Origin of the sequence: Pseudooceanicola onchidii (assembly GCF_004959925.1) — a bacterium.
Taxonomy (GTDB): Bacteria; Pseudomonadota; Alphaproteobacteria; order Rhodobacterales; family Rhodobacteraceae; genus Pseudooceanicola; species Pseudooceanicola onchidii.
Genome location: NZ_SPUW01000001.1, coordinates 1,418,448 through 1,440,626, shown reverse-complemented (window position 1 = coordinate 1,440,626; position 22,179 = coordinate 1,418,448). Strand labels below are relative to the sequence as shown.

Annotated in this window: 22 protein-coding genes; 13 read left to right on the top strand and 9 right to left on the bottom strand. The window is 65.3% G+C overall.

Annotated elements, in window-relative coordinates; all coding sequences use genetic code 11:
* The first annotated feature begins 16 nt into the window (after positions 1 to 16).
* From E4S58_RS06925 to E4S58_RS06915, 3 genes are all read left to right on the top strand, one after another.
* Positions 17 to 913 (top strand): c-type cytochrome, encoded by an 897-nt coding sequence (locus E4S58_RS06925; RefSeq protein WP_136635589.1) that lies wholly within the window; start codon positions 17 to 19, stop codon positions 911 to 913.
* Positions 910 to 1,965, top strand: coding sequence for an FAD-dependent oxidoreductase (locus E4S58_RS06920; protein WP_136635588.1), 1,056 nt, complete (start codon positions 910 to 912; stop codon positions 1,963 to 1,965). Before E4S58_RS06925 ends, E4S58_RS06920 begins: the two co-directional genes overlap by 4 nt.
* A 106-nt stretch (positions 1,966 to 2,071) precedes the next feature.
* Positions 2,072 to 2,836 carry a LamG-like jellyroll fold domain-containing protein gene (locus E4S58_RS06915; protein ID WP_169052614.1) on the top strand — a complete coding sequence of 255 codons (765 nt, stop codon included), beginning with the start codon at positions 2,072 to 2,074 and terminating at the stop codon, positions 2,834 to 2,836.
* A gap of 71 nt (positions 2,837 to 2,907) precedes the next feature.
* Here E4S58_RS06915 and lipA read toward each other — a convergent pair whose 3' ends face one another.
* Positions 2,908 to 3,861, bottom strand: coding sequence for a lipoyl synthase (lipA, locus tag E4S58_RS06910; protein WP_136635587.1), 954 nt, complete (start codon positions 3,859 to 3,861; stop codon positions 2,908 to 2,910).
* Positions 3,862 to 4,129: 268 nt separating this feature from the next.
* On the opposite strand from lipA, the gene E4S58_RS06905 reads away from it, so the two are divergent.
* Positions 4,130 to 4,678 (top strand): peroxiredoxin, encoded by a 549-nt coding sequence (locus E4S58_RS06905; RefSeq protein ID WP_136635586.1) that lies wholly within the window; start codon positions 4,130 to 4,132, stop codon positions 4,676 to 4,678.
* Between the two features lie 49 nt (positions 4,679 to 4,727).
* On the opposite strand, the gene E4S58_RS06900 is transcribed toward E4S58_RS06905, so the two are convergent.
* Together E4S58_RS06900 and E4S58_RS06895 are read right to left on the bottom strand one after the other, a co-directional pair.
* On the bottom strand, positions 4,728 to 5,420 hold the full coding sequence (locus E4S58_RS06900; RefSeq protein ID WP_240789481.1) for an SGNH/GDSL hydrolase family protein: 693 nt from the start codon (positions 5,418 to 5,420) through the stop codon (positions 4,728 to 4,730).
* On the bottom strand, positions 5,417 to 6,352 hold the full coding sequence (locus E4S58_RS06895; RefSeq protein ID WP_136635584.1) for a LysR substrate-binding domain-containing protein: 936 nt from the start codon (positions 6,350 to 6,352) through the stop codon (positions 5,417 to 5,419). The genes E4S58_RS06900 and E4S58_RS06895 overlap by 4 nt, the downstream gene beginning before the upstream one ends.
* A 115-nt stretch (positions 6,353 to 6,467) precedes the next feature.
* On the opposite strand from E4S58_RS06895, the gene E4S58_RS06890 reads away from it, so the two are divergent.
* Complete coding sequence (locus E4S58_RS06890; RefSeq protein ID WP_136635583.1) at positions 6,468 to 7,187, top strand: VIT1/CCC1 transporter family protein; 720 nt, start codon at positions 6,468 to 6,470, stop codon at positions 7,185 to 7,187.
* Here the strand turns inward: E4S58_RS06890 and E4S58_RS06885 are convergent, their stop codons facing one another.
* Complete coding sequence (locus E4S58_RS06885; RefSeq protein WP_136635582.1) at positions 7,188 to 8,276, bottom strand: DUF6456 domain-containing protein; 1,089 nt, start codon at positions 8,274 to 8,276, stop codon at positions 7,188 to 7,190.
* A gap of 245 nt (positions 8,277 to 8,521) precedes the next feature.
* Between E4S58_RS06885 and E4S58_RS06880 the strand changes: the two genes are divergently transcribed.
* The gene (locus E4S58_RS06880; RefSeq protein ID WP_136635581.1) at positions 8,522 to 8,836 is read left to right on the top strand and encodes a DUF6477 family protein; all 315 of its coding nucleotides are present in this window, start codon (positions 8,522 to 8,524) and stop codon (positions 8,834 to 8,836) included.
* A 5-nt stretch (positions 8,837 to 8,841) separates the two neighbouring features.
* Here E4S58_RS06880 and E4S58_RS06875 read toward each other — a convergent pair whose 3' ends face one another.
* Entirely contained in the window at positions 8,842 to 10,389 is a 1,548-nt protein-coding gene (locus tag E4S58_RS06875; protein ID WP_136635580.1) for a trimethylamine methyltransferase family protein, read from the bottom strand.
* A 344-nt stretch (positions 10,390 to 10,733) separates the two neighbouring features.
* Here E4S58_RS06875 and guaA point away from each other — a divergent pair, with 344 nt between their 5' ends.
* From guaA to E4S58_RS06845, 6 genes are all read left to right on the top strand, one after another.
* Positions 10,734 to 12,311: a glutamine-hydrolyzing GMP synthase gene (guaA, locus tag E4S58_RS06870; RefSeq protein ID WP_136635579.1), complete on the top strand. Its 1,578-nt coding sequence runs from the start codon at positions 10,734 to 10,736 to the stop codon at positions 12,309 to 12,311.
* 96 nt (positions 12,312 to 12,407) lie between these two features.
* Positions 12,408 to 13,034, top strand: a complete 627-nt coding sequence (locus E4S58_RS06865) for an FkbM family methyltransferase (RefSeq protein WP_169052613.1) — start codon at positions 12,408 to 12,410, stop codon at positions 13,032 to 13,034.
* Positions 13,035 to 13,230: 196 nt separating this feature from the next.
* Positions 13,231 to 14,103, top strand: coding sequence for a DMT family transporter (locus E4S58_RS06860; RefSeq protein ID WP_136635577.1), 873 nt, complete (start codon positions 13,231 to 13,233; stop codon positions 14,101 to 14,103).
* A 108-nt stretch (positions 14,104 to 14,211) separates the two neighbouring features.
* Complete coding sequence (eno, locus tag E4S58_RS06855; RefSeq protein ID WP_136635576.1) at positions 14,212 to 15,486, top strand: phosphopyruvate hydratase; 1,275 nt, start codon at positions 14,212 to 14,214, stop codon at positions 15,484 to 15,486.
* The gene (locus tag E4S58_RS06850) at positions 15,438 to 16,103 is read left to right on the top strand and encodes a GNAT family N-acetyltransferase (RefSeq protein WP_338101523.1); all 666 of its coding nucleotides are present in this window, start codon (positions 15,438 to 15,440) and stop codon (positions 16,101 to 16,103) included. The genes eno and E4S58_RS06850 overlap by 49 nt, the downstream gene beginning before the upstream one ends.
* Complete coding sequence (locus E4S58_RS06845; protein ID WP_136635574.1) at positions 16,100 to 16,525, top strand: cupin domain-containing protein; 426 nt, start codon at positions 16,100 to 16,102, stop codon at positions 16,523 to 16,525. The genes E4S58_RS06850 and E4S58_RS06845 overlap by 4 nt, the downstream gene beginning before the upstream one ends.
* A gap of 292 nt (positions 16,526 to 16,817) precedes the next feature.
* Here the strand turns inward: E4S58_RS06845 and pgi are convergent, their stop codons facing one another.
* The 3 genes from pgi to zwf are packed head-to-tail and all read right to left on the bottom strand — an operon-like array spanning position 16,818 to position 20,559.
* On the bottom strand, positions 16,818 to 18,419 hold the full coding sequence (gene pgi, locus E4S58_RS06840; RefSeq protein WP_136635573.1) for a glucose-6-phosphate isomerase: 1,602 nt from the start codon (positions 18,417 to 18,419) through the stop codon (positions 16,818 to 16,820).
* A 17-nt stretch (positions 18,420 to 18,436) separates the two neighbouring features.
* Entirely contained in the window at positions 18,437 to 19,108 is a 672-nt protein-coding gene (gene pgl, locus E4S58_RS06835; protein ID WP_136635572.1) for a 6-phosphogluconolactonase, read from the bottom strand.
* Complete coding sequence (gene zwf / locus E4S58_RS06830) at positions 19,105 to 20,559, bottom strand: glucose-6-phosphate dehydrogenase (RefSeq protein ID WP_136635571.1); 1,455 nt, start codon at positions 20,557 to 20,559, stop codon at positions 19,105 to 19,107. The genes pgl and zwf overlap by 4 nt, the downstream gene beginning before the upstream one ends.
* Positions 20,560 to 20,711: 152 nt before the next feature.
* On the opposite strand from zwf, the gene E4S58_RS06825 reads away from it, so the two are divergent.
* On the top strand, positions 20,712 to 21,656 hold the full coding sequence (locus tag E4S58_RS06825) for a radical SAM protein (protein WP_136635570.1): 945 nt from the start codon (positions 20,712 to 20,714) through the stop codon (positions 21,654 to 21,656).
* A 106-nt stretch (positions 21,657 to 21,762) separates the two neighbouring features.
* On the opposite strand, the gene E4S58_RS06820 is transcribed toward E4S58_RS06825, so the two are convergent.
* Positions 21,763 to 22,032 (bottom strand): usg protein, encoded by a 270-nt coding sequence (locus tag E4S58_RS06820; RefSeq protein ID WP_136635864.1) that lies wholly within the window; start codon positions 22,030 to 22,032, stop codon positions 21,763 to 21,765.
* Positions 22,033 to 22,179: the final 147 nt, after the last annotated feature.

The window sequence follows — 22,179 nt, the reverse complement described above, 5'->3', positions numbered from 1 at the left end:
ATAGAGGCAAGGGCCAATGTACACGATCACACGACTTCTGGCCCTTGCGCTCATCCTTGTGCTGGGCGGCCTCGGCATCTTCTGGTTCGTCACCGCACCACGCACGATGCCCGATGACACCTTCGCCGGGCTGTCGGGCGACGCCACCCGGGGCGAACAGGTCTTCTGGGCGGCCGGCTGCGCCTCGTGCCATGCTGCGCCGGGCGCAGAGGGCGACGATCGTCTCGTGCTGGCAGGCGGCAAGGGATTCGCAAGCGATTTCGGCACGTTCCGCGCGCCCAACATCTCGCCCTCGGACGCCGGGATCGCGGGGTGGAGCGTGGCAGATCTTGGCAACGCCATGATGCGGGGCGTGTCGCCTTCGGGGGCACATTATTACCCCGCCTTCCCCTATACCTCCTACGCCAAGGCCGATCCGCAGGACATCGCGGACCTGCATGCCTTTGTCACCACCCTGCCCGCGTCCGACACGCCCAGCCTGCCGCACGAGGTCGGGTTTCCCTTCAACATCCGCCGGTCGCTTGGCGGGTGGAAGATGCTGTTCTTCTCGGACGACTGGGTGATGACCGACGCCGCCACGCCCCAGCTTGAAAGAGGCCGCTACCTGGTCGAGGCGCTTGGCCATTGCGCCGAATGCCATACGCCACGCAACGCGCTTGGCGGGCTGGACACCGCGCGCTGGCTGGGCGGCGCGCCGTCACCGGACGGGCGCGGATCGATCCCCAACATCACGCCGGGAAAACTCGACTGGACGGATGTGGATATTGCGGCTTACCTGAAGACGGGCTTCACGCCCGATTTCGACAGCGCGGGAGGGGAAATGGCCGAGGTTGTCCAGAACATGTCGCATCTGCCGGACGAGGATATCGATGCGATCGTCGCCTACCTGAAATCCGTACCAGCCATCGAATGATCGACGTCATCGTGATCGGGGCCGGTCCGACCGGCCTGACCGTCGCCACCGAACTGGCGCGGCGGGGGATGAGCGTGCGGATCTTCGACAAGAAGGACGGGCCCTCGGGGTTGTCGCGCGCCGTGGGGGTCACCGCCCGGTCGATCGAGCTGCTGGCGTCCTGTGGTGCCGGCCCCGCGATCCGGGCCGAGGCCGTGCGGTTCGAAGGCATGGTGATGCATCATGGCAAGGATCCGGTGCTGACCCTGCCGCTCAATTTCGACGGGCAAAGCGAGATCTACGGCCTGCCGCAGGACCGGACCGAAGCGCATCTGATCGACGCGCTGAAGGCGCAGGGTGTCACGGTTGAATACATGCGCTGCATGACCAACTATCACCTGCGCGCCGATCATATCGAGGTCGAATTCGGCCAGCACATCCGCGTGCAGGGCCGGTACCTGATCGGGGCCGACGGCGTGCACAGCCGTGTCCGCGCCACCGCCGGCATCCATTTCGAAGGGCGCACCCTGCCCGGCCACTGGTCGATTGCCGACGTGATCTCGGCCGACTGGCCGCATCGCGACCGGTTCGCGGGCTACCTGCTGCCGCATGGCGACGTGGCTGTCGTCGTGCCGATGGCGCCCGACCGCTACCGCGTGATCGCCAGCCGGGATGATGCGCTCAAGGCGCTGCCGGTGCCTTTGACCGTCGACAAACTGATCCGCGACTCCAGCTTTCATATCGAGGTCAAGCAGGCCGAGGCCTATCGCAAGGGCAACGTCTTCCTCGCCGGGGATGCGGCCCATGCGCATTCGCCCGTGGGCGGGCGTGGCATGAACCTTGGCATCGCGGATGCCTGCGACCTGGCCGAACGGCTGGCCGAGGGCACGCAGGACGGATACGAGGCCGCGCGCCATCCCGAAGGGCATCACGCCATTCAGGTTACCGAACGCGCGCGGCGGATGCTGCAAAGTCGGGGGGCACCCAAGGCGATCCTCATGGCGGCCATCGGGGCGATCGATCATTCGTCCTCGGCCAAGCGGGCGATCGTGCATCAGCTGCTGGCCGGTTAGACGGGGCCTGCCCACGGCGGAAAGACTTTTCCTTAGGAAAAATCCGTGCTTTCCTATGATGCAAACCGTTGGTATCCTGCGCGCATTCTATTGAAGGATGTGCTCAATGATTTTCAGAACCCTGGCTCTTGCCTTGCCCGTCGCCCTGGCGGCGACCACCGCATCGGCGACGACCTCAGACTACCTTTACCTTTTCGGTTTCGACACCAGCGCGACCGCCTACAGCGGCACCGGATCCGGCACCGCAACCAACACCGGCACGACCATCGTGACTGACGCCACGCGCGGTTCTGTCGCGTCGTTCGACGGCAGCAGCTATGTGACCGTCAACGAAAACGTCTCGGAAGGCGCGATGGCGACCATGTCCTGGGGCGGCTGGTTCAACGCATCCGCCGGCACCCGCTATCACGGCGTTCTCAGCGCCGACAATGGCGGGTTCGACCGTCTCATGGGGATCGACACGCGCGGCAATCCGGGACGTGATCCAGCTTGGGCAGCCTTCAACGGATCTGGCGTGCAGGACATCACATCGATGACCCTCGACACATGGGTGCACCTCGTCGCCACCTATGATGGCAGCAAGGTTCAGCTTTTTGCCAACGGCGTTCTGGCGTCCGAAGTCACTGAATCCTGGACCGCCGGCACATCGATGCTGAGCTACTTCACCATCGGCGCGAACGCGGTTCACAACGAATACTTCACCGGCCTCGCCGACGACGTCTTCCTGTTCGACCGCACACTTGGCGAGAGCGAAGTGAAATCGATCTACGACAACGGCTTCACCACCCCCGCCGTGCCGCTGCCCGCCGGGCTGCCGCTTCTGATCGCCGGTTTGGGTGGACTTGCCGCGCTGCGTCGCCGCAAGGGCTGACTCCACACACGTCGCAAACAGAAACGGCCGGTCCTTCGCGGGACCGGCCGTTTTTCTTTGTCTCGCACCGTTCAGGCGCGGCCGAGCTTCTTCAGTCGGTTCTCGCGCAGCCGGGCGAAATCGTCGCCCGCGTGATAGGACGACCGGGTCAGCGGCGTGGCCGAGACCATCAGGAATCCCTTGTTGTAGGCCGTCTTTTCATAGGCCGCGAATTCCTCGGGCGTGACGAAACGGTCGACCGCGTGATGCTTGGGTGTCGGCTGCAGGTACTGGCCGATGGTCAGGAAATCGATGTCGGCGGCGCGCATGTCCTCCATGACCTGCGTGACCTGCTGGCGGTTTTCGCCCAGCCCCACCATGATGCCGGACTTGGTGAACATCGTCGGGTCCAACTCCTTCACACGCTGCAACAGACGCAGCGAATGGAAGTACCGCGCGCCCGGCCGCACCTCGGGGTAAAGCCCCGGCACGGTTTCAAGGTTGTGGTTGAAGACGTCCGGCTTGGCCTCGACGACAACCTCAAGCGCTTCGGGACCACAGCGGATGAAGTCGGGCGTCAGGATTTCGATCGTGGTGCCCGGCGCGCGCTTGCGGATGGCGCGGATGGTCATCGCGAAATGCTCGGCCCCGCCGTCTTCGATATCGTCGCGGTCCACGCTGGTGATGACGACGTGGTTCAGACCCAGCTTGGCCACCGCATCGGCGACGCGGCCCGGTTCGAAGACGTCCAGATCCTCGGGCGGCTTGCCGGTGGCGATGTTGCAGAAGGTGCAGGCGCGGGTGCAGACCTCGCCCATGATCATCATGGTGGCGTGGCCCTGGCTCCAGCATTCGCCGACGTTCGGGCAGCCGGCCTCTTCGCAGACCGTGGTCAGCTTGTGTTCGCGCATGGTGTTGCGCGTGTCGAAATACCCCTTCGAGGTCGGCGCCTTGACGCGGATCCAGTCGGGTTTCTTGGGCTGCGGATTGTCGGGCTTGCGGGCCTTTTCCGGGTGACGCTGTTCGGGGATCTTGAGATCGCGCATATCGGGCCTTCGGGCTTCGCCGGTTGAGTGCTGGCCGATCATACGCCGCTGCACGGGAATTGGCCAGTCGCCCCCGGGCGCAAGGCGGCCATGCGGGACATGCAAGGCACATGCGATGTCCCTGAACCCCTTGCCGCACATGCATAATGCGGTCGCAGGTATCTGGATTCGCCACATATTCCCATGCCGCAGTGCGGAATTGGCGTTGTCCTTGGTTCTGGAATCATTCTACCCCGGCGCCAGACAAGACATCGCATACGAGGGACACATGCAAAGCGGTCAGAAACTTCCCCAGGTCACCTTCCACACCCGGGTCCGGGATGCCTCAATCGGCGGGTCCAACCCGTTCCGTTGGGAAGACAAGACCACCGCCGATTACTTCGCGGGCAAGCGCGTGATCCTGTTTTCGCTGCCCGGCGCCTTCACGCCGACCTGTTCGACCTACCAGCTGCCGGGTTTCGAGAACAACTTTGCCAAGTTCCAGGACCTGGGCATCGACGCGATCTACTGCATGTCGGTCAACGACAGCTTTGTCATGAACCAGTGGGCCAAGGCGCAGGGCATCGAGAACGTGTCGGTCATCCCCGACGGTTCTGGTGAATTCACCCGCCGCGTCGGCATGCTGGTGCGCAAGGATAACCTGGGCTTCGGTCTGCGGTCCTGGCGCTATGCCGCCGTCATCGACAACGGCGTGGTCGAGGCCTGGTTCGAAGAGCCCGGCATCTGCGACAACCACGGCGAAGACCCCTATGGCGAAAGCTCGCCCGAGAACCTGCTCAAGTACCTGGCCGAGGCAACCGCCGAAGTCGCGGCCTGATCCGTCGGACCAGACCAACAAAGGCCGTCCCTCGGGGCGGCCTTTTGCGTTACCGCTGCAGGACCGGCAGGATCTGGTCCGCGATCAGCGCCGATCCCTTGGCCGACGGATGCGTCCGGTCCCCGGCAAAAAGGCTCAGGTCCGTCGGGGTGAAGGCGTCGTCCATATCCACCAGCGTCACGCCCGGATCGGCGGCGGCCATGCGGGTCAGCCGCGCCTCAAGCACCTCGTAGGGGGCTTCGCAGCCCGTTCCGGCATACCTGGGCGCGGTGTAGTAATCGGCCCAGACCACGCGCGCGCCGCGACCGCGCAGGTCACGCACCAGCGCCGGGATCGCGCCGCGTTGCCCGTCGTCGGAAATCAACCGGTTGAGCACCGGACCGCAGGCCGAACAGTCGCAGCCCGCGCTCAGATCATTGGCGCCCCCGTTCAGCACGATCCAGTCGGCCCGGACGCCGTTCAGCTGGGTTGGGATGTTCAGCGGACCCGAGCCCCCGGCCACGCGTGCGAAGGACAACGACACGTCGCCCACGGGTTGACCCAGGCGCGCCTCCAGCCGGTCGGCCACCGACGCCCCTTCGACCCGATTCCAGGCCATGATCGAATCGCCGGCAACAACGACCCGCGCCTGATCGGGCACACCACGCCCGCAGGCGGCAAGAAGGGTCAGGGACAGGGCAAGGGCGATCCAGCGGTACATGACGCTAAAGGTGACGCGAAACGGCGGCGGATCAAGGGTCAATCGGTCGGGCCGGGCGCGATGGTCCGGGCCCGGGTGATGACCTCCTGCCCGGCTTCGGCAATCGCGACGGCCAGCGCATCGAACCACCGCCCCGCCGGCGATGACGCGCGGCGGACCAGGCCGATGGTGCGCGACGGTTCGGGCGCGGCAAAGCGCAACAGCGCGAGGTCATGGCCATCATCGGGCAGCGACAGTTCGGGCATCAGCGTCAGGCCAAACCCCGCCGACACAAGCCGCGACAGGGTCGCCAGCGATGATGCCCCCATGTTGATCTGCGCATGACCCCTGCCCCGTCCGCAGACCTCAAGCGCCTGATCGGTCAGGCAATGTCCGTCTTCCAGCAGCAAAAGCTGGCTCGCCCCGATCTCGGTCGGGCGCAGGGTTTCGGCGCGGGGGCCAAGCGCGTCGATCCGCGTCCGCGACCCGGCCAGCAGGAACCGGTCTTCGAACAGCGGCCGTTCGACCACGTCCTGCGCCCCCGACGGCAGGGCCAGGATCGCGGCGTCCAGGCTCCCCTCCATCAGGTCGGCCATGAGCCGCGTCGTCTTGGCTTCCTGCACCTGTACATCCAGCGCGATGTCCGAGGCGCGCAACCGCGCCAGCAGATCGGGCAAAAGGTAGGGCGCGATGGTCGGGATCACGCCGATCGACAGCTGCCCCGCCAGACCTTCACGCCAGCGCGCCGCCTCCTCAAGCTGGTGCATTTCGTCCAGCACCCTCTCGGCATGCCCCAGGATTCGCCGTCCAAAGGGGGTCAGCACCACGCGCCGGGCCTGCCGTTCGACCACCGGCGCGCCCAGTATCCCCTCCATCTCCTTGATCTGCATGGACAGGGCCGGCTGCGACACGCGGCAGGCGTCCGCCGCGCGCCCGAAGCTGCCGGCCTGGGCAAGTGCCTTGAAATACGTGAGTTGGCGAAGCGTCAGGTTCATAAGCCAATCCTATCGCGCCAACCCGAACGCCAAGGCAAGGCTTATCTGCGCGACCTCCTGTCCCTTGCCGTGACGCGTGGCACGGGCCACCCTGCCCGCAGCCAAGGGACCGAAGATGACCGACCAGCCAGAGCCGACCTCACGCCGCGCAAGGACGCAGGATTTCCTCAAACAGATCGTCTTTGGCGGCAACGACGGGATCGTGACCACTTTTGCCATCGTGGCGGGGTTCGCCGGGGCGCAGGCCGACGGCGTGGCGCAGATCGGCGGGCTGGCGGTGCTGGTCTTCGGGCTTGCGAACCTGTTTGCCGACGCCGTGTCCATGGGGATGGGGGAAATCCTGTCGGGACGGGCACAGCATGATCTCTATCGCAGCCGCCTCGGTGCACTTCTGGCCGCGATCCGGGCCACCCCGGCGGCCGAGGCCGCGCCCCTGACCCGCCATCTGGCCCGGCGCGGCCTGCCGGAGCCGGATGCCGAACAGGTCAGCGCCATCCTGTCCCGCCACCCCGAGATCCTGGCCGAACTGCGCATGTCGCTGGATCACGGCATGCAGGACCCCGCCGGCGACCGGCCGATCCTGAACGGGCTTTTCACCTTCGGCAGTTTCGTGATCTTCGGCGCCGTGCCCCTGTTCCCCTATATCGTCGCCGGGCCGTCGGGCGGCACGCTGACCGCCTCGGTGGTGGCGACCTTCGGCGCCCTGACCGCGCTTGGCCTGCTGCGCTACAGCGTGACCGAACAGGGTCTGCGCCGCGCGGTCGGGGAAACGGTTCTGGTCGGGGCGATCTGCGCCGTGGTGGCCTATGCGGTCGGCTGGATCGTGGGCGGCTGATCACCCAATGAGCCCGCCGCCGTCTTTCAGCCCGTCATAATGCGCCCGAAGCCTTTGCAGGGCGATGCGCAGGACGATCTTGCCCGACCGCGCCGACCAGCCCAGCTTCTTCTCGGCCGCTTCAAGCCCGTGCAGCCGGCAGCAACATTCCAGCACCACGTCACCCAGCCCGGGGCCAAGCGCGCTCAGCGCCGATAGGACGCGGTCACGGGCGGCGGCGGCGCCGCGCAACGCGGGCTCGGATCCGCCCGGGGCCCCTGACGTCCCGGCGGTAAGGAAGCTGTCCCAGTTCGCCGTCACCCGGGGCTCCATCTGGGCCAGTTCGAAATCGTCCTGGATCCGTTCCGCCGCGCGCACCAGGTCGGGGCCAAGGAACGGCGTGCCGCCGGGACCGCGCCTGCGGGCCAGGCCCAGCACCGGCGTATCGGCCACGCCCATGGCCCGGGCGCGGCGGGTGGGCGCGCCGTGGAACGAACCGCGCGCTTCGGCAAACCCGCTGGCGGTGTTCTCGGCCTTGGCGATCATGGCGTTCAAGGCCACCCGGCCCTGGGGCGTGATCCGATAGCGCGCCACCTTGCCCTTGGCCGGTGCCCCGCCGCCCCGGTCGATCCAGCCGTTCAAGGCCAGCACCAACGCCGAGGGGCGATCGACCACGCCAAGGCGCACCGTGTCGCCATCGTCGCGGTCGCGGACGATGACCGCGCGGTCCATGTTGGGCGCATAGGCCAGGACCGCATCGGGCTTGGCCAGCCGCTGCAGGATCATCGGCAGATCACGCTCGATCTGCTTAAACGTGTGGCGGGCGGCCTCGTCGGGGCGCTCCATCTGCCGCCCGTTAAACGTTTCGTCATCGGAAACAGTAATCCGAAAGTGACCAATCAGCCAATTCAACGCCTCGTCGACCAGAAGGTCTTCGCGCGCCGTCTCGATCTGCCGGAATTGGCGCAGCACGGTCGAGGCATGACCGCCTTCGTTTCGCGCCAGGGATCGCAGGCTTTGATCCCCGTTTACGTGACATATGTAGTTGCGGACATGGCCCGGCACCCAGTCTGGCCAGACCCCGCCCCATTCGTGCGTGTGTTTCGTCATTTCCCCGTTCCCCGGTTTGGGATCCACGCTGCCCCGGACGTGGATATCCTTTGGCTTGACCCGCTCTTTTGCATCAGGGTTGCCAATGTTAAGTTTCCATTAGGTTAACAATTAACCTTAATTTCGGAATTCTCTTGCCAAAGGATTAATGGTCTATTTTCAGACCGTTCGGTGAAATTGCCTTTTGCGCAACACAACCTTTGGGCGTGTCATGCTGTCCATCGTTCACAGAATCGGAGAGCGAAATGGAAGATCTGACCACCCGCCTGTCCCGCCTGCACCGACCCCGCCTGCTGGTCGATGCCGCCCGCGAGGGGCAGGCGCTTTATGACCGGAACAGGGATCTGTCCATGCTGCTGGGCCGGGTGCCGGGGCATGGGGCCGCCGTGATGCAGCTGTTCGACATGGAAGCCGCGCAGGAGACCGCAAGACGCGGCCGACGCGGGTACCGCGTCCGCCGTCACGTGGCCATCCTGACGGCGCTGGTGGCGGAACACAGTGCCCTGCGCTCCGCCCATGACCGGCATGACCTCGGGCACGACCTGAAAGTCGTGCCGTGACAGTCTTACATGAACGCGTCGGGCATCGAGGCCTTCTTGCCCGCGACGAAGGCGGCCAGCGCCTCGGCCACGGCGGGATCGATGGCGGGCTGCTGGTACTGCGACAGAAGCTTTTCGACACGCGCCGTAGCCAGCGTCTGCGTGTCGCGCGCGCCTTCCTCGTCCCAGGTCTCGAACGGCTTGTAGTCCGACAGCTCGGACCGCCAGAACGCCGTCTTGAAGTTGGCCTGTGTATGCGCGCACCCAAGATAGTGACCGCCCGGCCCGACCTCGCGGATGGCGTCCATGGCCTGGGCATTTTCGTCCGTCGGAACCCCGGCGGCCATCTTGTGCAGCGCACCCAGCTGGTCGGCGTCCATCACAAATTTCTCGAACGACGACACCAGGCCGCCTTCCAGCCAGCCGCAGGCGTGCAGCATGAAGTTCACCCCGCCCAGCAGCGCGGCGTTCAGCGTGTTGGCGGTTTCATAGGCGGCCTGCGCGTCGGGCAGCTTGGACCCGCAGAGCGCGCCACCCGACCGGAACGGCAGGTTCATGCGCCGTGCCAGCTGACCAGCGCCGGTCAGGATCTGGCTGGCCTCTGGCGTGCCGAAGGTCGGCGCGCCCGAGTTCATGTCGATCGAGGTCACGAAGGCCCCGAAGATCACCGGCGCGCCGGGGCGGACCAGCTGCGAATAGGCGATGCCCGCCAGGACCTCGGCCAGGACCTGCGTCAGCGTGCCCATCACCGACACGGGCGCCATGGCACCGCCGACGATGAAGGGGCTGATGATGCAGGCCTGCATGTTGGCCGAATAGACCTCCATCGCACCCATCATCACGTCGTCGAAGGTCAGCGGCGAGTTGATGTTGATCAGAGAGGTCATCACCGTGTTGTTCTGCACGAACTCGTCGCCGAACAGGATCTTGCACATGTCGACGCTGTCCTGCGCCCGGCTGGGTTCGGTGACCGATCCCATGAAGGGTTTGTCGGTCAGCGTCATGTGGGCATAAAGCATGTCGAGGTGGCGCTTGTTCACCGGCACGTCGGTCGGCTCGCAGACGGTGCCGCCGGAATGGTGCAGCCACTTGGACATGTGGCCCAGTTTCACGAACTTGCGGAAATCCTCCATCGTGGCATAGCGGCGGCCGCCGTCGGCATCGCGCACGAAGGGCGGGCCATAGACGGGCGCCAGGACCAGGCCCTTGCCGCCGATCTCGACGTTGTTCGCCGGATTGCGCGCGTGCTGGGTGAATTTGGACGGCGCGGTTTCGCACAGCTTGCGGGCCAGGCCGCGCGGAATGTGGACCCGTTCGCCCTTGACCTCGGCCCCGGCCTCGCGCCAGCGGGCCAGCGCGCCGGGGTTGTTGACGAAATTCACGCCGATTTCTTCCAGCACGGTTTCGGCATTGCGTTCGATGATCGCCAGCGAATCCTCGGACAGCAGTTCGAGGTTGGGAATGTTCCGGTCGATCGCCGGCACCGTTCCGATCTGGACCGAAGTTCGTTCGGCCCGGCGCGCCGCGCCTCCGCCCGATCTGCCCCGCCGTCCGCTCACCGCTGCATCGCTCATGTTCGCCCTCGTACCTTGGCCCCGGCCCGATGCCGGTTTGTGCCGTTCATACCGCCACGCGCGCCGCGACCACGCACAGATTGCGTCGTGTCGGGGGAAAAAGCGACATCGCCGCCCGACCGGAGGACGGGGGCTGTCTGCCCCCGGTCGGCAAACCTGCCGGTTCGCCGCCTCCCCCGAAGGTACTTGGGACCAGAAGAAGCAGGCCGTTCCTTCTTCTGGTGGAAAATACCTTCGGGGGTGAATGCCGCCCCAAGCGGCAGAGGGGGCGGACAGCCCCCTTTCGCGCGCCATTCGCATCAAAGCCGCTTGCGGGATCAGGGCGCGGCGGCTACAGGACGCACATGACCCAGACCGCCCATGACCGCCTTCTGATCATCGACTTTGGCAGCCAGGTGACGCAGCTGATCGCGCGCCGCCTGAGAGAGCTGAACGTCTATTGTGAAATCCATCCCTACCAGAAGGTCACCGACGCCTTCCTGGCCGAGTTTGCGCCCAAGGCCGTGATCTTTTCCGGCGGGCCTGACACGGTGACGCGCGAAGGATCGCCGCGTCCGCCGCAGTCGGTCTATGACCTGGGCGTGCCGATCCTGGGCATCTGCTATGGCCAGCAGGTCATGATGCAGGATCTGGGCGGCCGGGTCGAAGGCGGCAAGATCTCGGGCGGTGGCGGCACCGCCGAATTCGGCCGCGCCTGGGTGACCCCGACCGAGGACCGCATCGACCTTTTGTCGGGCTGGTTCCTGGATGCGCGCGAACAGGTCTGGATGAGCCATGGCGATCACGTCGCGGCCTTGGCCCCGGGCTTTGCGGTCTACGGCACCTCGCCCAATGCGCCATTTGCCATCACGGCGGATCTGGAGCGCAACTTCTTTGCCGTTCAGTTCCACCCCGAGGTGCACCACACCCCGAACGGCAAGACGCTGTACGAGAACTTCGTGCGACTTGCCGGGTTCGATGGCGACTGGACCATGGCCGCCTACCGCGAAGAGATGGTGCAGGCCATCCGCGACCAGGTGGGCGATGCCAAGGTGATCTGCGCGCTCTCGGGCGGCGTCGACAGTTCCGTCGCGGCCGCGCTGATCCACGAGGCCATCGGCGAGAACCTGACCTGCGTCTTCGTCGATCATGGCCTGCTGCGCCTGAACGAGGCCGAAGAGGTCGTGGGCATGTTCCGCGATCACATGAACCTCAGCGTGATCCACGCGCAGGAACAGGACCTGTTCCTCGGCGAGCTGGACGGCGTCTCGGACCCCGAGACCAAGCGCAAGATCATTGGCCGGCTCTTCATCGACGTGTTCCAGAAATACGCCGACCAGATCGAAGGCGCGGCCTATCTGGCACAGGGCACGCTTTACCCCGATGTCATTGAATCGGTCAGCTTTTCCGGCGGCCCTTCGGTCACGATCAAAAGCCACCACAACGTTGGTGGCCTGCCCGAGAAGATGGGCCTCAAGCTGGTCGAACCGCTGCGCGAGCTATTCAAGGACGAGGTCCGCGCTTTGGGTCGCGAGCTTGGCCTGCCCGACAGCTTCATCGGCCGCCATCCCTTCCCCGGGCCGGGCCTGGCGATCCGCTGTCCCGGAGAGATCACCCGCGACAAGCTGGAGATCCTGCGCAAGGCGGACGCGGTCTATATCGATCAGATTCGCAAGCATGGGCTCTACGACGAGATCTGGCAGGCCTTTGTTGCGATCCTGCCGGTCCGCACCGTGGGCGTCATGGGCGATGGCCGCACCTATGATTACGCCTGTGCGCTGCGCGCGGTGACCTCGGTCGACGGGATGACCGCCGATTATTACCCCTTCAGCCATGACTTCCTGGGCGAAACCGCGACGCGGATCATCAATGAAGTCGAAGGCATCAACCGCGTGACCTATGACGTGACCTCGAAGCCTCCGGGCACGATCGAGTGGGAGTGATCCCTTTTGGCGCCTGCCGGTAAATCCCTGTCGCATCGTCTGCGACGTCTGCTGTCCGAACCGGTCATCGCAGTCCGGAAACTGTGGCTTACCCACGTGGCCAAAGATCCGCGCGTCCTGGCCTATCGGGCGTGGAAGCGGGATAACCGGGGTCGGGACCTGCGGTTGGATTATGACCTGCCGCGTGATGCGGTGGTCTTCGACCTGGGCGGCTACCTTGGGGATTTTGCGTCGGACGTACATGGTAAGTTCGGTGCAACGGTCCATCTGTTCGAACCCTCGCTGACCTTCCATGCGGCCTGTGTTGATCGGTTCCGGACAACGCCAGAGGTGCACTGCCACGCTTATGGCCTTGGCTCTGCAGATGGGACGCTGACACTGACGGATGATGCGGATGCGTCGTCTGTGGTGACCGAGAAGACCCGTAATCTGACCGGGGAAACCGTGCAGATCCGCCGCTTTGCCGATGTCTTTGCCGAGCTTGGGGTGGATCATATCCACCTTCTCAAGATCAACATCGAAGGCGGTGAGTTCGACGTCCTGCCGCATCTGATCGAGACCGGTCTGATCGCGAAGATCGACCATCTTCAGATCCAGTTTCATGACTTCGTGACGGATGCACATGCGCAGCGGGACCGGATCCGTGCCGCCCTGTCCGAAACACACGATTGCGCCTGGAATTATCACTTTGTCTGGGAAAGCTGGGCGCGCAAGGGGTTGTGACCTCGACTGCGAGGAAGACTTAGCTCCTCGCGACCGGCGCATCCGACCTCGTGAGGCAACAGCGGCGCAATCGAGCGTCCGCGACCCCCAATCCCCGCAACTCCGTCCATTCGAACCGGCGGACAAAAAGCGGTCCCCTCCCCCTTCCCCTTTCCGATCGCCGCGCGTAAGGCGGGGCAAACCTTGCAGGATCCCCATGACATCCCTTCACGGCATCGCCCTTGTGATCTTTTCGATGGCCGCCTTTGCCATCGAGGACCTGCTTATCAAGCTGATGACGGTCGATATCCCCACGGGCCAGACGCTGTTGATGCTGGGACTTGGCGGGATGGGGGTCTTTGGCGCGATCGCCGTGGCGCAGGGGCATCGGCTCTGGGTGCCGCAGATGCGCTCGGCCGCCTTCGTCATCCGCACCGGCGCGGAATCCTTCGCGGCGCTCTTCTTCATCACGTCGCTGTCGCTGGTGACGCTCTCGACCGTGGCGGCGGTGTTCCAGGCAACGCCCCTGGCGATCACTTTCGGGGCGGCGGTGTTCCTGGGCGAAACCGTCGGCTGGCGGCGGTGGAGCGCGATCGGCATCGGGTTCCTGGGCGTGCTGATCATCATCCGCCCGGGGCTTGAGGGCTTTCGCCCCGAGGCGCTCTTCGTGCTGGGCGCCGTGGTGGCGATCGCGGCGCGGGATCTGGCGTCGCGCCGCCTGCCGGACGGGCTGCATTCGGTCACGGTGGCCTTCTACGGGTTCGCCGCACTGGTGGTGATCGCGCCCGTGCTGATGTGGATCCGGGGGGACCACCTGGTCGGCATGGCCACGCCGCAGATCCTGCGGCTGATCGGGGCCGTGGCCTTCGGCACGGCCGGTTATTATGCCATCGTGCTGGCCACGCGGGTCGGTGACGTGTCGGCGATCATGCCCTTCCGCTATACCCGGCTGGTGTTTTCGCTGATCCTCGGGATGCTGGTACTGGGCGAACGCCCGGACCTTGCCACCTATGTGGGGGCGACAATCATCATCGGATCAGGGCTTTACACCTTCGTTCGGGAACGCCGCCTGGCCCGCCGCACCGCCTGACCCGGCGCGGGCGGGGTTTGTTTGCGCAAACGTCCAATCGCGCCCTTTCCAAAGCCAAAACCGACGCTTACAAGCCGGGCCAAAGCCATTCCGCACGGGAGTTTCCCCATGAGCACCATCATCGACATCCACGCCCGCGAAATCGTCGACAGCCGCGGCAATCCGACGGTCGAGGTCGACGTGACCCTCGAAGACGGCTCCATGGGCCGGGCGGCCGTTCCCTCGGGCGCCTCGACCGGGGCCTACGAGGCGGTCGAACGTCGGGACGGCGACAAAAGCCGCTATGGCGGCAAGGGCGTGCTCGAGGCCGTGGCGGCCGTGAACGGCGAGATCGCCGAAGAGCTGCTGGGCATGGATGCGACCGACCAGATCGACCTCGACATGGCGATGATCGAACTGGACGGGACCGAGAACAAGGGCCGTCTGGGCGCCAACGCCATCCTCGGCGTGTCGCTGGCCGCGGCCAAGGCGGCGGCGGATTTCACCATGCAGCCGCTTTACCGCTATGTCGGCGGCACCTCGGCCCGCGTGCTTCCGGTGCCGATGATGAACATCATCAACGGTGGCGAACATGCCGACAACCCGATCGACATCCAGGAATTCATGATCATGCCGGTTGCGGCTGACAATATCCGCGATGCGGTGCGCATGGGCTCGGAAGTCTTCCATGTCCTGAAGAAAGAGCTGTCGGCGGCCGGCATGTCCACCGGCCTGGGTGACGAGGGCGGCTTTGCGCCGGAACTGGCCTCGACCCGCGACGCGCTGGATTTCGTGCTGAAGTCGATCGAAAAGGCCGGCTACAAGCCCGGCGAGGACATCTACCTGGCTTTGGATTGTGCCGCGACCGAGTACTTCAAGGACGGCAAGTACGTCTTCTCGGGCGAGGGCAAGACCCTGTCGGCCGAGGAAAACGTCGATTACCTTGCCGCGCTCTGTGCCGATTATCCGATCATCTCGATCGAGGACGGCTGTTCGGAAGATGACTGGGACGGCTGGAAACTGCTGACCGACAAACTGGGCGACAAGGTGCAGTTGGTCGGTGACGACCTCTTCGTGACCAACCCGGCGCGTCTGGCCGAGGGGATCCAGAAGGGCGTCGCGAATTCGATGCTGGTCAAGGTCAACCAGATCGGGTCGCTGACCGAAACCCTGCGCGCCGTCGATATGGCGCATCGTGCGCGCTACACCAACGTGATGTCGCACCGCTCGGGCGAGACCGAGGATGCGACGATCGCCGACCTCGCCGTGGCCACCAACTGCGGTCAGATCAAGACCGGGTCGCTGGCGCGGTCGGACCGGCTGGCCAAGTACAACCAGCTGATCCGCATCGAGGAATCGCTTGGCGAAGCGGCGGAATACGCCGGGCGTTCGATCCTAAAGTAAGGCGCAGGCGCTGTGGTACAGGGGGCTGCCGTCCGGCGGCCCCTTTTTGCTGCGCCGCGTGGCTTTGCCATTGCGCCCGGCGGGCACTTCGGCAATCTGCGGCCATGTCCAATCTGATCATCCGACAGGCCGCCAGCGCGGCCGACATGGCCGCCATCCGGGACCTATGCCGCGATTACCGGCAGGTGCTTGTCGACCGCCTGCCCGACCGCCCCGAGATCCTGGCCAACTACTATGCCGAGGCCGACTACGAGGCCCTGTTGCACGCCCTGCCCGAGAAACACGCGCGCCCCGATGGTGCGATCTTCGTGGCCGAACTTGACGGGCATGTCGTCGGCTGCGGCATGACGCATCGGGTCGGGCCCGAGACCTGCGAGATCAAGCGCGTCTTCACCGCCGAAGCCGCGCGCGGCCATGGGGCGGCGCGTCAGATCTTTGCCGCCGCGATGGCGCAGGCCAAGGCGGACGGCTATCGGGTGATGGTTCTGGACACGCTTGTCCGGCTGGTCGAGGCGATCGCGCTGTATGAAAAGCTGGGCTTCACCGATTGGGAGCCGTTCTACGACCTTCCCGAGGGCTTCGGCGATCTGGTCCGGTTCTACGGGAAAGAGCTGTGACCGCCGAGGAGATCATCGCCCTGCTGGACCTGCAGCCGCATCCCGAGGGCGGCCATTATCGTCAGACCTGGATTGATGATGGGTCCGGGGGCCGGCCTGCGGGCACCTGCATCTACTTCCTGTTGAAGGTCGGCGAGCGGAGTCAATGGCACCGCGTCGATGCGGTCGAGATCTGGCACCATTACGCGGGCGCGCCGCTGCGGTTGATGATGGCCGAGACAGAGGCCGGACCGGCGGAGGCCTTGGTCCTCGGGCCGGATCTGGCCAGTGGTGCGCGGCCGCAGGGGATCGTGCCCAAGGACTGGTGGCAGGCGGCCGAGACGCTTGGCGATTGGACGCTGGTGGGCTGTACCGTGTCGCCCGGTTTCCGGTTCGAGGGGTTCGAGCTGGCCGCGCCGGGGTTTGATATTCCGCGGGGGTGACCCCCTCTCTGACCGTAATGCCCCCCTCCCTGATTGTGATGACCCCCTCCCTAGCCCTCCCCCTGGCAGGGGGAGGGGATTGCGTCGCGATTGGAGGGGGTGCTGCGCTTGGCGTGCTGGTCTGATGGCAGGCATGCGACCCGGGTGGCAACTATATCCAGTGCGATTTGATGAGGTGATGTCCCGCCCGGCGGCACCGCCGGGCAGCGCCGACCCGCCCCATGGGCGGCGCTATTGCGCCACCCCGGGTCGTCGCTGCCCTTCGTGATGTTGTCAGGCCTGTTCGACGGCCTCAGCTGTGGCGCTGCACGTAATCCACCAGCGCGCGGGTCGAGGCATCCTTGCCTGCGGCGCTTTCCTCGCCGCTCAGCACCGGGGCCAGCGATTTCGCCAGCTCCTTGCCCAGCTCGACCCCCCATTGGTCGAAGGAATTGATGCCGAGGATCACCCCTTCGACAAACACGCGATGTTCATAGAGCGCCACGATCTGGCCCAGCACGTTCGGGGTCAGCTGCGGATAGATCAGCGTGGTCGAGGGGCGGTTGCCGGGGAAGACACGGTGGCGGGCTTGGCGGTCCAATTCGTCGCCGGTCAGACCTTTGGCGGCCATGATCCCGCGGGCTTCGTCCAGCGAACGGCCGCGCATCAGGGCTTCGGACTGGGCGAGGCAATTGGCGACCAGCAATGCGTGGTGATGCGCCAGATCGGGTTCGTGCCCCTTGGCGGCGACCATGAATTCGCAAGGCACGACCCGGGTGCCTTGGTGTATCAGCTGATAGAACGCGTGCTGGCCGTTGGTGCCGGGCTCGCCCCAGACGACGGGGCCGGAATGGACGGGGAGCGACTGGCCGTCCATCGACACCGACTTGCCGTTGCTCTCCATCTCAAGCTGTTGAAGGTAGGCGGGCAAGCGCAGCAGGCGCTGGTCATAGGGCAGCACGGCGCGGGTGGCGTGGCCCTGCCCCTGGTTGTGCCAGATGCCGACAAGCGCCAGCATCACCGGCATGTTGTCGGCCAGCGGCGCCGTGCGGAAATGCTGATCCATCGCCTCGGCCCCGGCCAGCATGTCGCGGAAGTTGTCGGGGCCGATGGCGATCATCAGCGACAGGCCGATCGGGCCCCACATGGAATAGCGCCCGCCGACCCAGTCCTCGAACCCGAAGACGCGGGTGTCGTCGATCCCGAAGTCTGCCGTCAGATCGGCAGCCGTCGAGAGGGCGGCGAACTGCGCGGCGGGGTCGGTGACCTTGTCGGCCATCCAGCGCCGGGCGGTTTCGGCGTTGGTCATCGTCTCGATCGTGGTGAAGGTCTTGGAGGCGACGATCACCAGCGTGGTCGTGGGGTCGAGGCCCCGGAGCGTGTCGTGGATATGCGCGCCGTCGACGTTGGACACGTAGTGGATGCGCGGGCCATCGGCATAGGGCGCCAGCGCGGCATAGGCCATCACGGGGCCAAGGTCCGACCCGCCGATGCCGATGTTGACCACGTCCGTGATCTTGCCGCCCGCACCGGTGAAGGTCCCGCTGCGCACAGAGGTGGCGAAATCCTCCATACGCGACTGCGTGTCGAGCACGCCGGGCATGACATCCGCCCCGTCCACCATGACAGGCGTGGCCGAGAGGTTGCGCAAGGCGGTGTGCAGCACCGCACGGCCTTCGGTTTCGTTGATCTTCGCGCCCGCGAACATGGCATCGCGGCGTTTTTCGACCTGTGCTTCGCGCGCCAGGGCGATCAGGGCGTCACGGTCGGCAGGGTCGATCTGCGTCTTGGCATAATCGAACATCATGGTCTGAAATTCGACAGAGAAATCGGCAATCCGATTGTCCGTTTCCAACAAAGCTGCAATGTCGCGATCCAACGCAGCCTGGCCGCGTGCCTGAATGTCGTCCCACATGGTCGAAAGCCCTTTCGTCAGTCGGCGTAATGCACCTGCGCGGCGTCGAGCAGCACGGCCACCGGCGCCTCGGAGGGCGGCAGGCGGCGCGCGGTCTCGATGGCGGCCTTCTTGTCGGGCCCCATGATCAGCAGGTGAATGTCCATCGCGTCACGCAGGACCGGCGCGGTCAGGGTCACGCGCGGTTCCGGTGCGCCCGGCGCCCGCATTGGCAGCAGCACCGGCGCGTCGTCGGACAGCGCGTCATCCAACCGGTCGGCGCCCGGGAAGATCGAGGCGGTGTGCATGTCGGCTCCCATGCCGATCAGCATGACATCGATCGGCAGCGCCTCGGCGATCCGGGCGGACAGCGCATCAAGGCTTTCCTCGGGCGTGTCGGTGTCGGCATAGAACGGCAGCAGGGTCGCCGCCGCCGCCTGCCCGGTCAGCAGCGTGCGCCGCAGCAGCGCGGTGTTCGACCGGTCAGAGGATTCGGGCACCCATCTTTCATCGGTCAGCATGACGGTGACGCGGTCCCAGGGCAGATGCACCTGCGACAAGGCATCGAAGACCGGGCCGGGGGACGTGCCACCGGGCACGGCAAGGGTCACGCGATCCTTGTTGCGCAGGGCGGCGTTCAGCGCGTCGGCCAGCGTTTCCGCCAGGTCGAGCGCCAGGATCTCGCGGTCGGGATAGTCGGTCCAGTTCATGTCCGGATCTCCCGCCAGCGGCGGCCGTCGTGGTGGATCAGTTCCAGCGCGTCCTCGGGGCCGGAGGTGCCGGGCTCATAGCTCACGGGCCGGTCGCCGCGCTTTTCCCAGCCCTGGATGATCGGATCGGTCCAGGCCCAGGCGGCCTCGACCTCGTCGCCGCGCATGAACAGCGTCTGGTTGCCCCGGATCACGTCCATGATCAGCCGTTCGTAGGCGTCGGGTACGTCTTCGCCATCGGGGCCAAGCGCCTCGGCGAAGGTCATGTCGAGCGGCACGTCGATCAGGCGCATCCCGCCCGGCCCCGGTTCCTTGATCGTCACGTCCAGATCCATGCCCTCGTTCGGCTGCAGGCGGATGGTCAGGATATTGCGGTGACGCCCGGCCTCGGGTCCGAAGATCGAATGCGGAGTTTCCTTGAAGATCACCGCGATCTCGCTTGACCGGGCCTTCAGCTTCTTGCCGGTGCGCAGGTAGAAGGGCGTGCCGGCCCATCTCCAGTTCGAAATGCCGACGCGCAGGGCGATGAAGCTTTCGCTGGTGGCCTTGGGGTTTTCCACGTCGTCGCGATAGTCGCTGTCGCCTTCGCCACGCGCGTATTGGCCGCGCACGATATCCGTCGGCGTGACCTCGTTCAGGGCGCGGATCACCTTGAGCTTCTCGTCGCGCACTGCGTCGGGGTCGAATTTCGCCGGCGGCTCCATCGCGATGAGGCAGAGCAGCTGCATGATGTGGTTCTGCACCATGTCACGCATCGCGCCAGAGCGGTCATAGTATTCGCCCCTGCCCCCGACACCCACGGTTTCCGCCACGGTGATCTGGATATGATCGACGTATTGCGCGTTCCACAGCGGTTCGAACAGCATGTTGCCGAAGCGCACGGCCATCAGGTTCTGGACGGTTTCCTTGCCCAGGTAATGGTCGATCCGGTAGATCTGGCTTTCGTGGAAATACTTGGCCAGCGTGTCATTCAGCGTGCGGGCAGTTTCCAGATCGCGACCGAAGGGCTTTTCGACCACGATGCGGCTTTCGCCGTCGGCCATGCCATGCGCCTGCAGACGTTCCGCCAGCGGCCCGAAGAGGCTGGGCGCGACCGAGAAGTAATAGGCGCGGATCTTGCCGGGCTTCATCATGTCGGCCAGCGTCTGCCAGCCCTCTTCGCCCATGGCGTCGATATGGACGTAATCGACCTGGCTCAGGAAGGCCTCGATCGTGCCGGCCTCGCAGGTGGTGGAGGTGTTGAATTCGGCGATCGCCTCGGCCACCATCTTGCGATAGTCATCCGCGCTCAGATCCGAACGGGCCGCGCCGATGACGCGCGATCCGCCCTCCATCTGGCCGGAACAGAAGCGGCGGAAAAGCGCGGGCAGGATCTTGCGACGGGCAAGATCACCGGTGCCGCCAAAGACGACCAGATCAAAGGGATCTACGGGGATGACGCGTGAAACCATAACGGGCGCTTTCCTTCGGTGTCCAGTTGATGTTTGCGCTAACACAACTTGAGACGCATCACAACAACGGCAATGGGGAGCCTAGGGTTTGCCCCGCCGATGTCCAGCCGCTAGACCTGTGTGAGCCACGGATTTTTCGGAACGGAGCCCGCATGAAAGACCAGATCGACGCCAATATCGGCAAGTTCCGCGACCCTTTCGTGACAGCCAAGGGCGAGGCGCGGGCGAGCGTCGCGCTGACCGGGATCACGACGCTGTGGATCAACACCGGCACGCTGTGCAACATCGCCTGTTCGCACTGCTACATCGAAAGCTCGCCCACCAATGACGCGCTGGTCTACCTGACGGCCGAGGAGGTCGATGCGGCGATCGACGACGTTCTGGCGCAGGGCCATCCGGTGGTCGAGATCGGGTTCACCGGGGGCGAGCCCTTCCTGAACCCGCAGTTTCCGCAGATGGTCGACGCGGTTCTGGCGCGCGGGCTGAGGGTATTGATCCTGACGAACGCGATGAAGCCGATGATGCGGCCCCGGTGCCGGGATGCGGTTGCGCGCTGGCAGGCGGACCATCCGGGCCGGGTCGCCTTGCGGGTGTCGCTGGACCATTACACCGCCCCGGTGCACGACGCGGAACGGGGCGACGGTGCCTTTGGCGAAAGCCTGACCGGCATGCGCTGGCTGCGCGACCTTGGGGTCGAGATGCACGTGGCAGGGCGCGGGTTTTCGGGCGAGACCGAGGCCGATCTGCGTGCGGGCTATGCGGCGCTGTTCGAGGCCGAAGGCTTTGCCATCGACGCGACCAACCCCGCGCAATGCATGGTCTTCCCGGAGATGGACCTGAGCGCAGAAGTGCCCGAGATCACGACCGCCTGCTGGGGCATCCTGGGCAAGGCGCCGTCGGACGTGATGTGCGCCACGTCGCGGATGCTGGTCAAGCGCAAGGGCGAGGGCCTGAGCTTTGCCGCCTGCACCCTGCTGCCCTATGACCCGCAGTTCGACATGGGCGGCACCGCGCCGCAGATCGGGCAAAGCGTGGCCCTGAACCATCCACATTGCGCAAAGTTCTGCGTGTTGGGCGGGGCAAGCTGCGCGGCGTGACCTGACCCGCGTGACGGATCACGGCGCCGCAATCGCGCGGCGGCCTGCGTCCATTAACCCGCGCAGAGCGATGCGATCATGTGGTGGGCGCCTGGCACCCTGCCCGTCAGTGCAGCGTCAGCTCGCCCACGCAGTTGCGCCATTCGCCGGGCGAGATCTGCTTGCGGTGCGTGAAGCGGACGGAATGCAGCGGGCCTTCGATCTCGTCCTGCCAGAATTCGATGAACTTGAAGAGCTTGGGATGGTCGGGTGCCAGATCGTAATCCTGCCAGATGAAACTGTTCAGTACGTGCTGGTAATCGGGCATCCGGTAGAAGAGTTCGGCGGTCGTCAGACCATAGCCGCGCAGCATCATTTCCGTGTCGCTCATCGCCATATGGGACCCTCTTTTCATGGTTGGTCCCAAAATGATCCCATAAGCGGATTAAAAATCAACAAAAACAGATTGTTATCCACCGACCGGATTGAGTGCCAACACAATTGCAGGGTTGGGATTGCACCCAAGAAAGCGTGGGTGCTATAG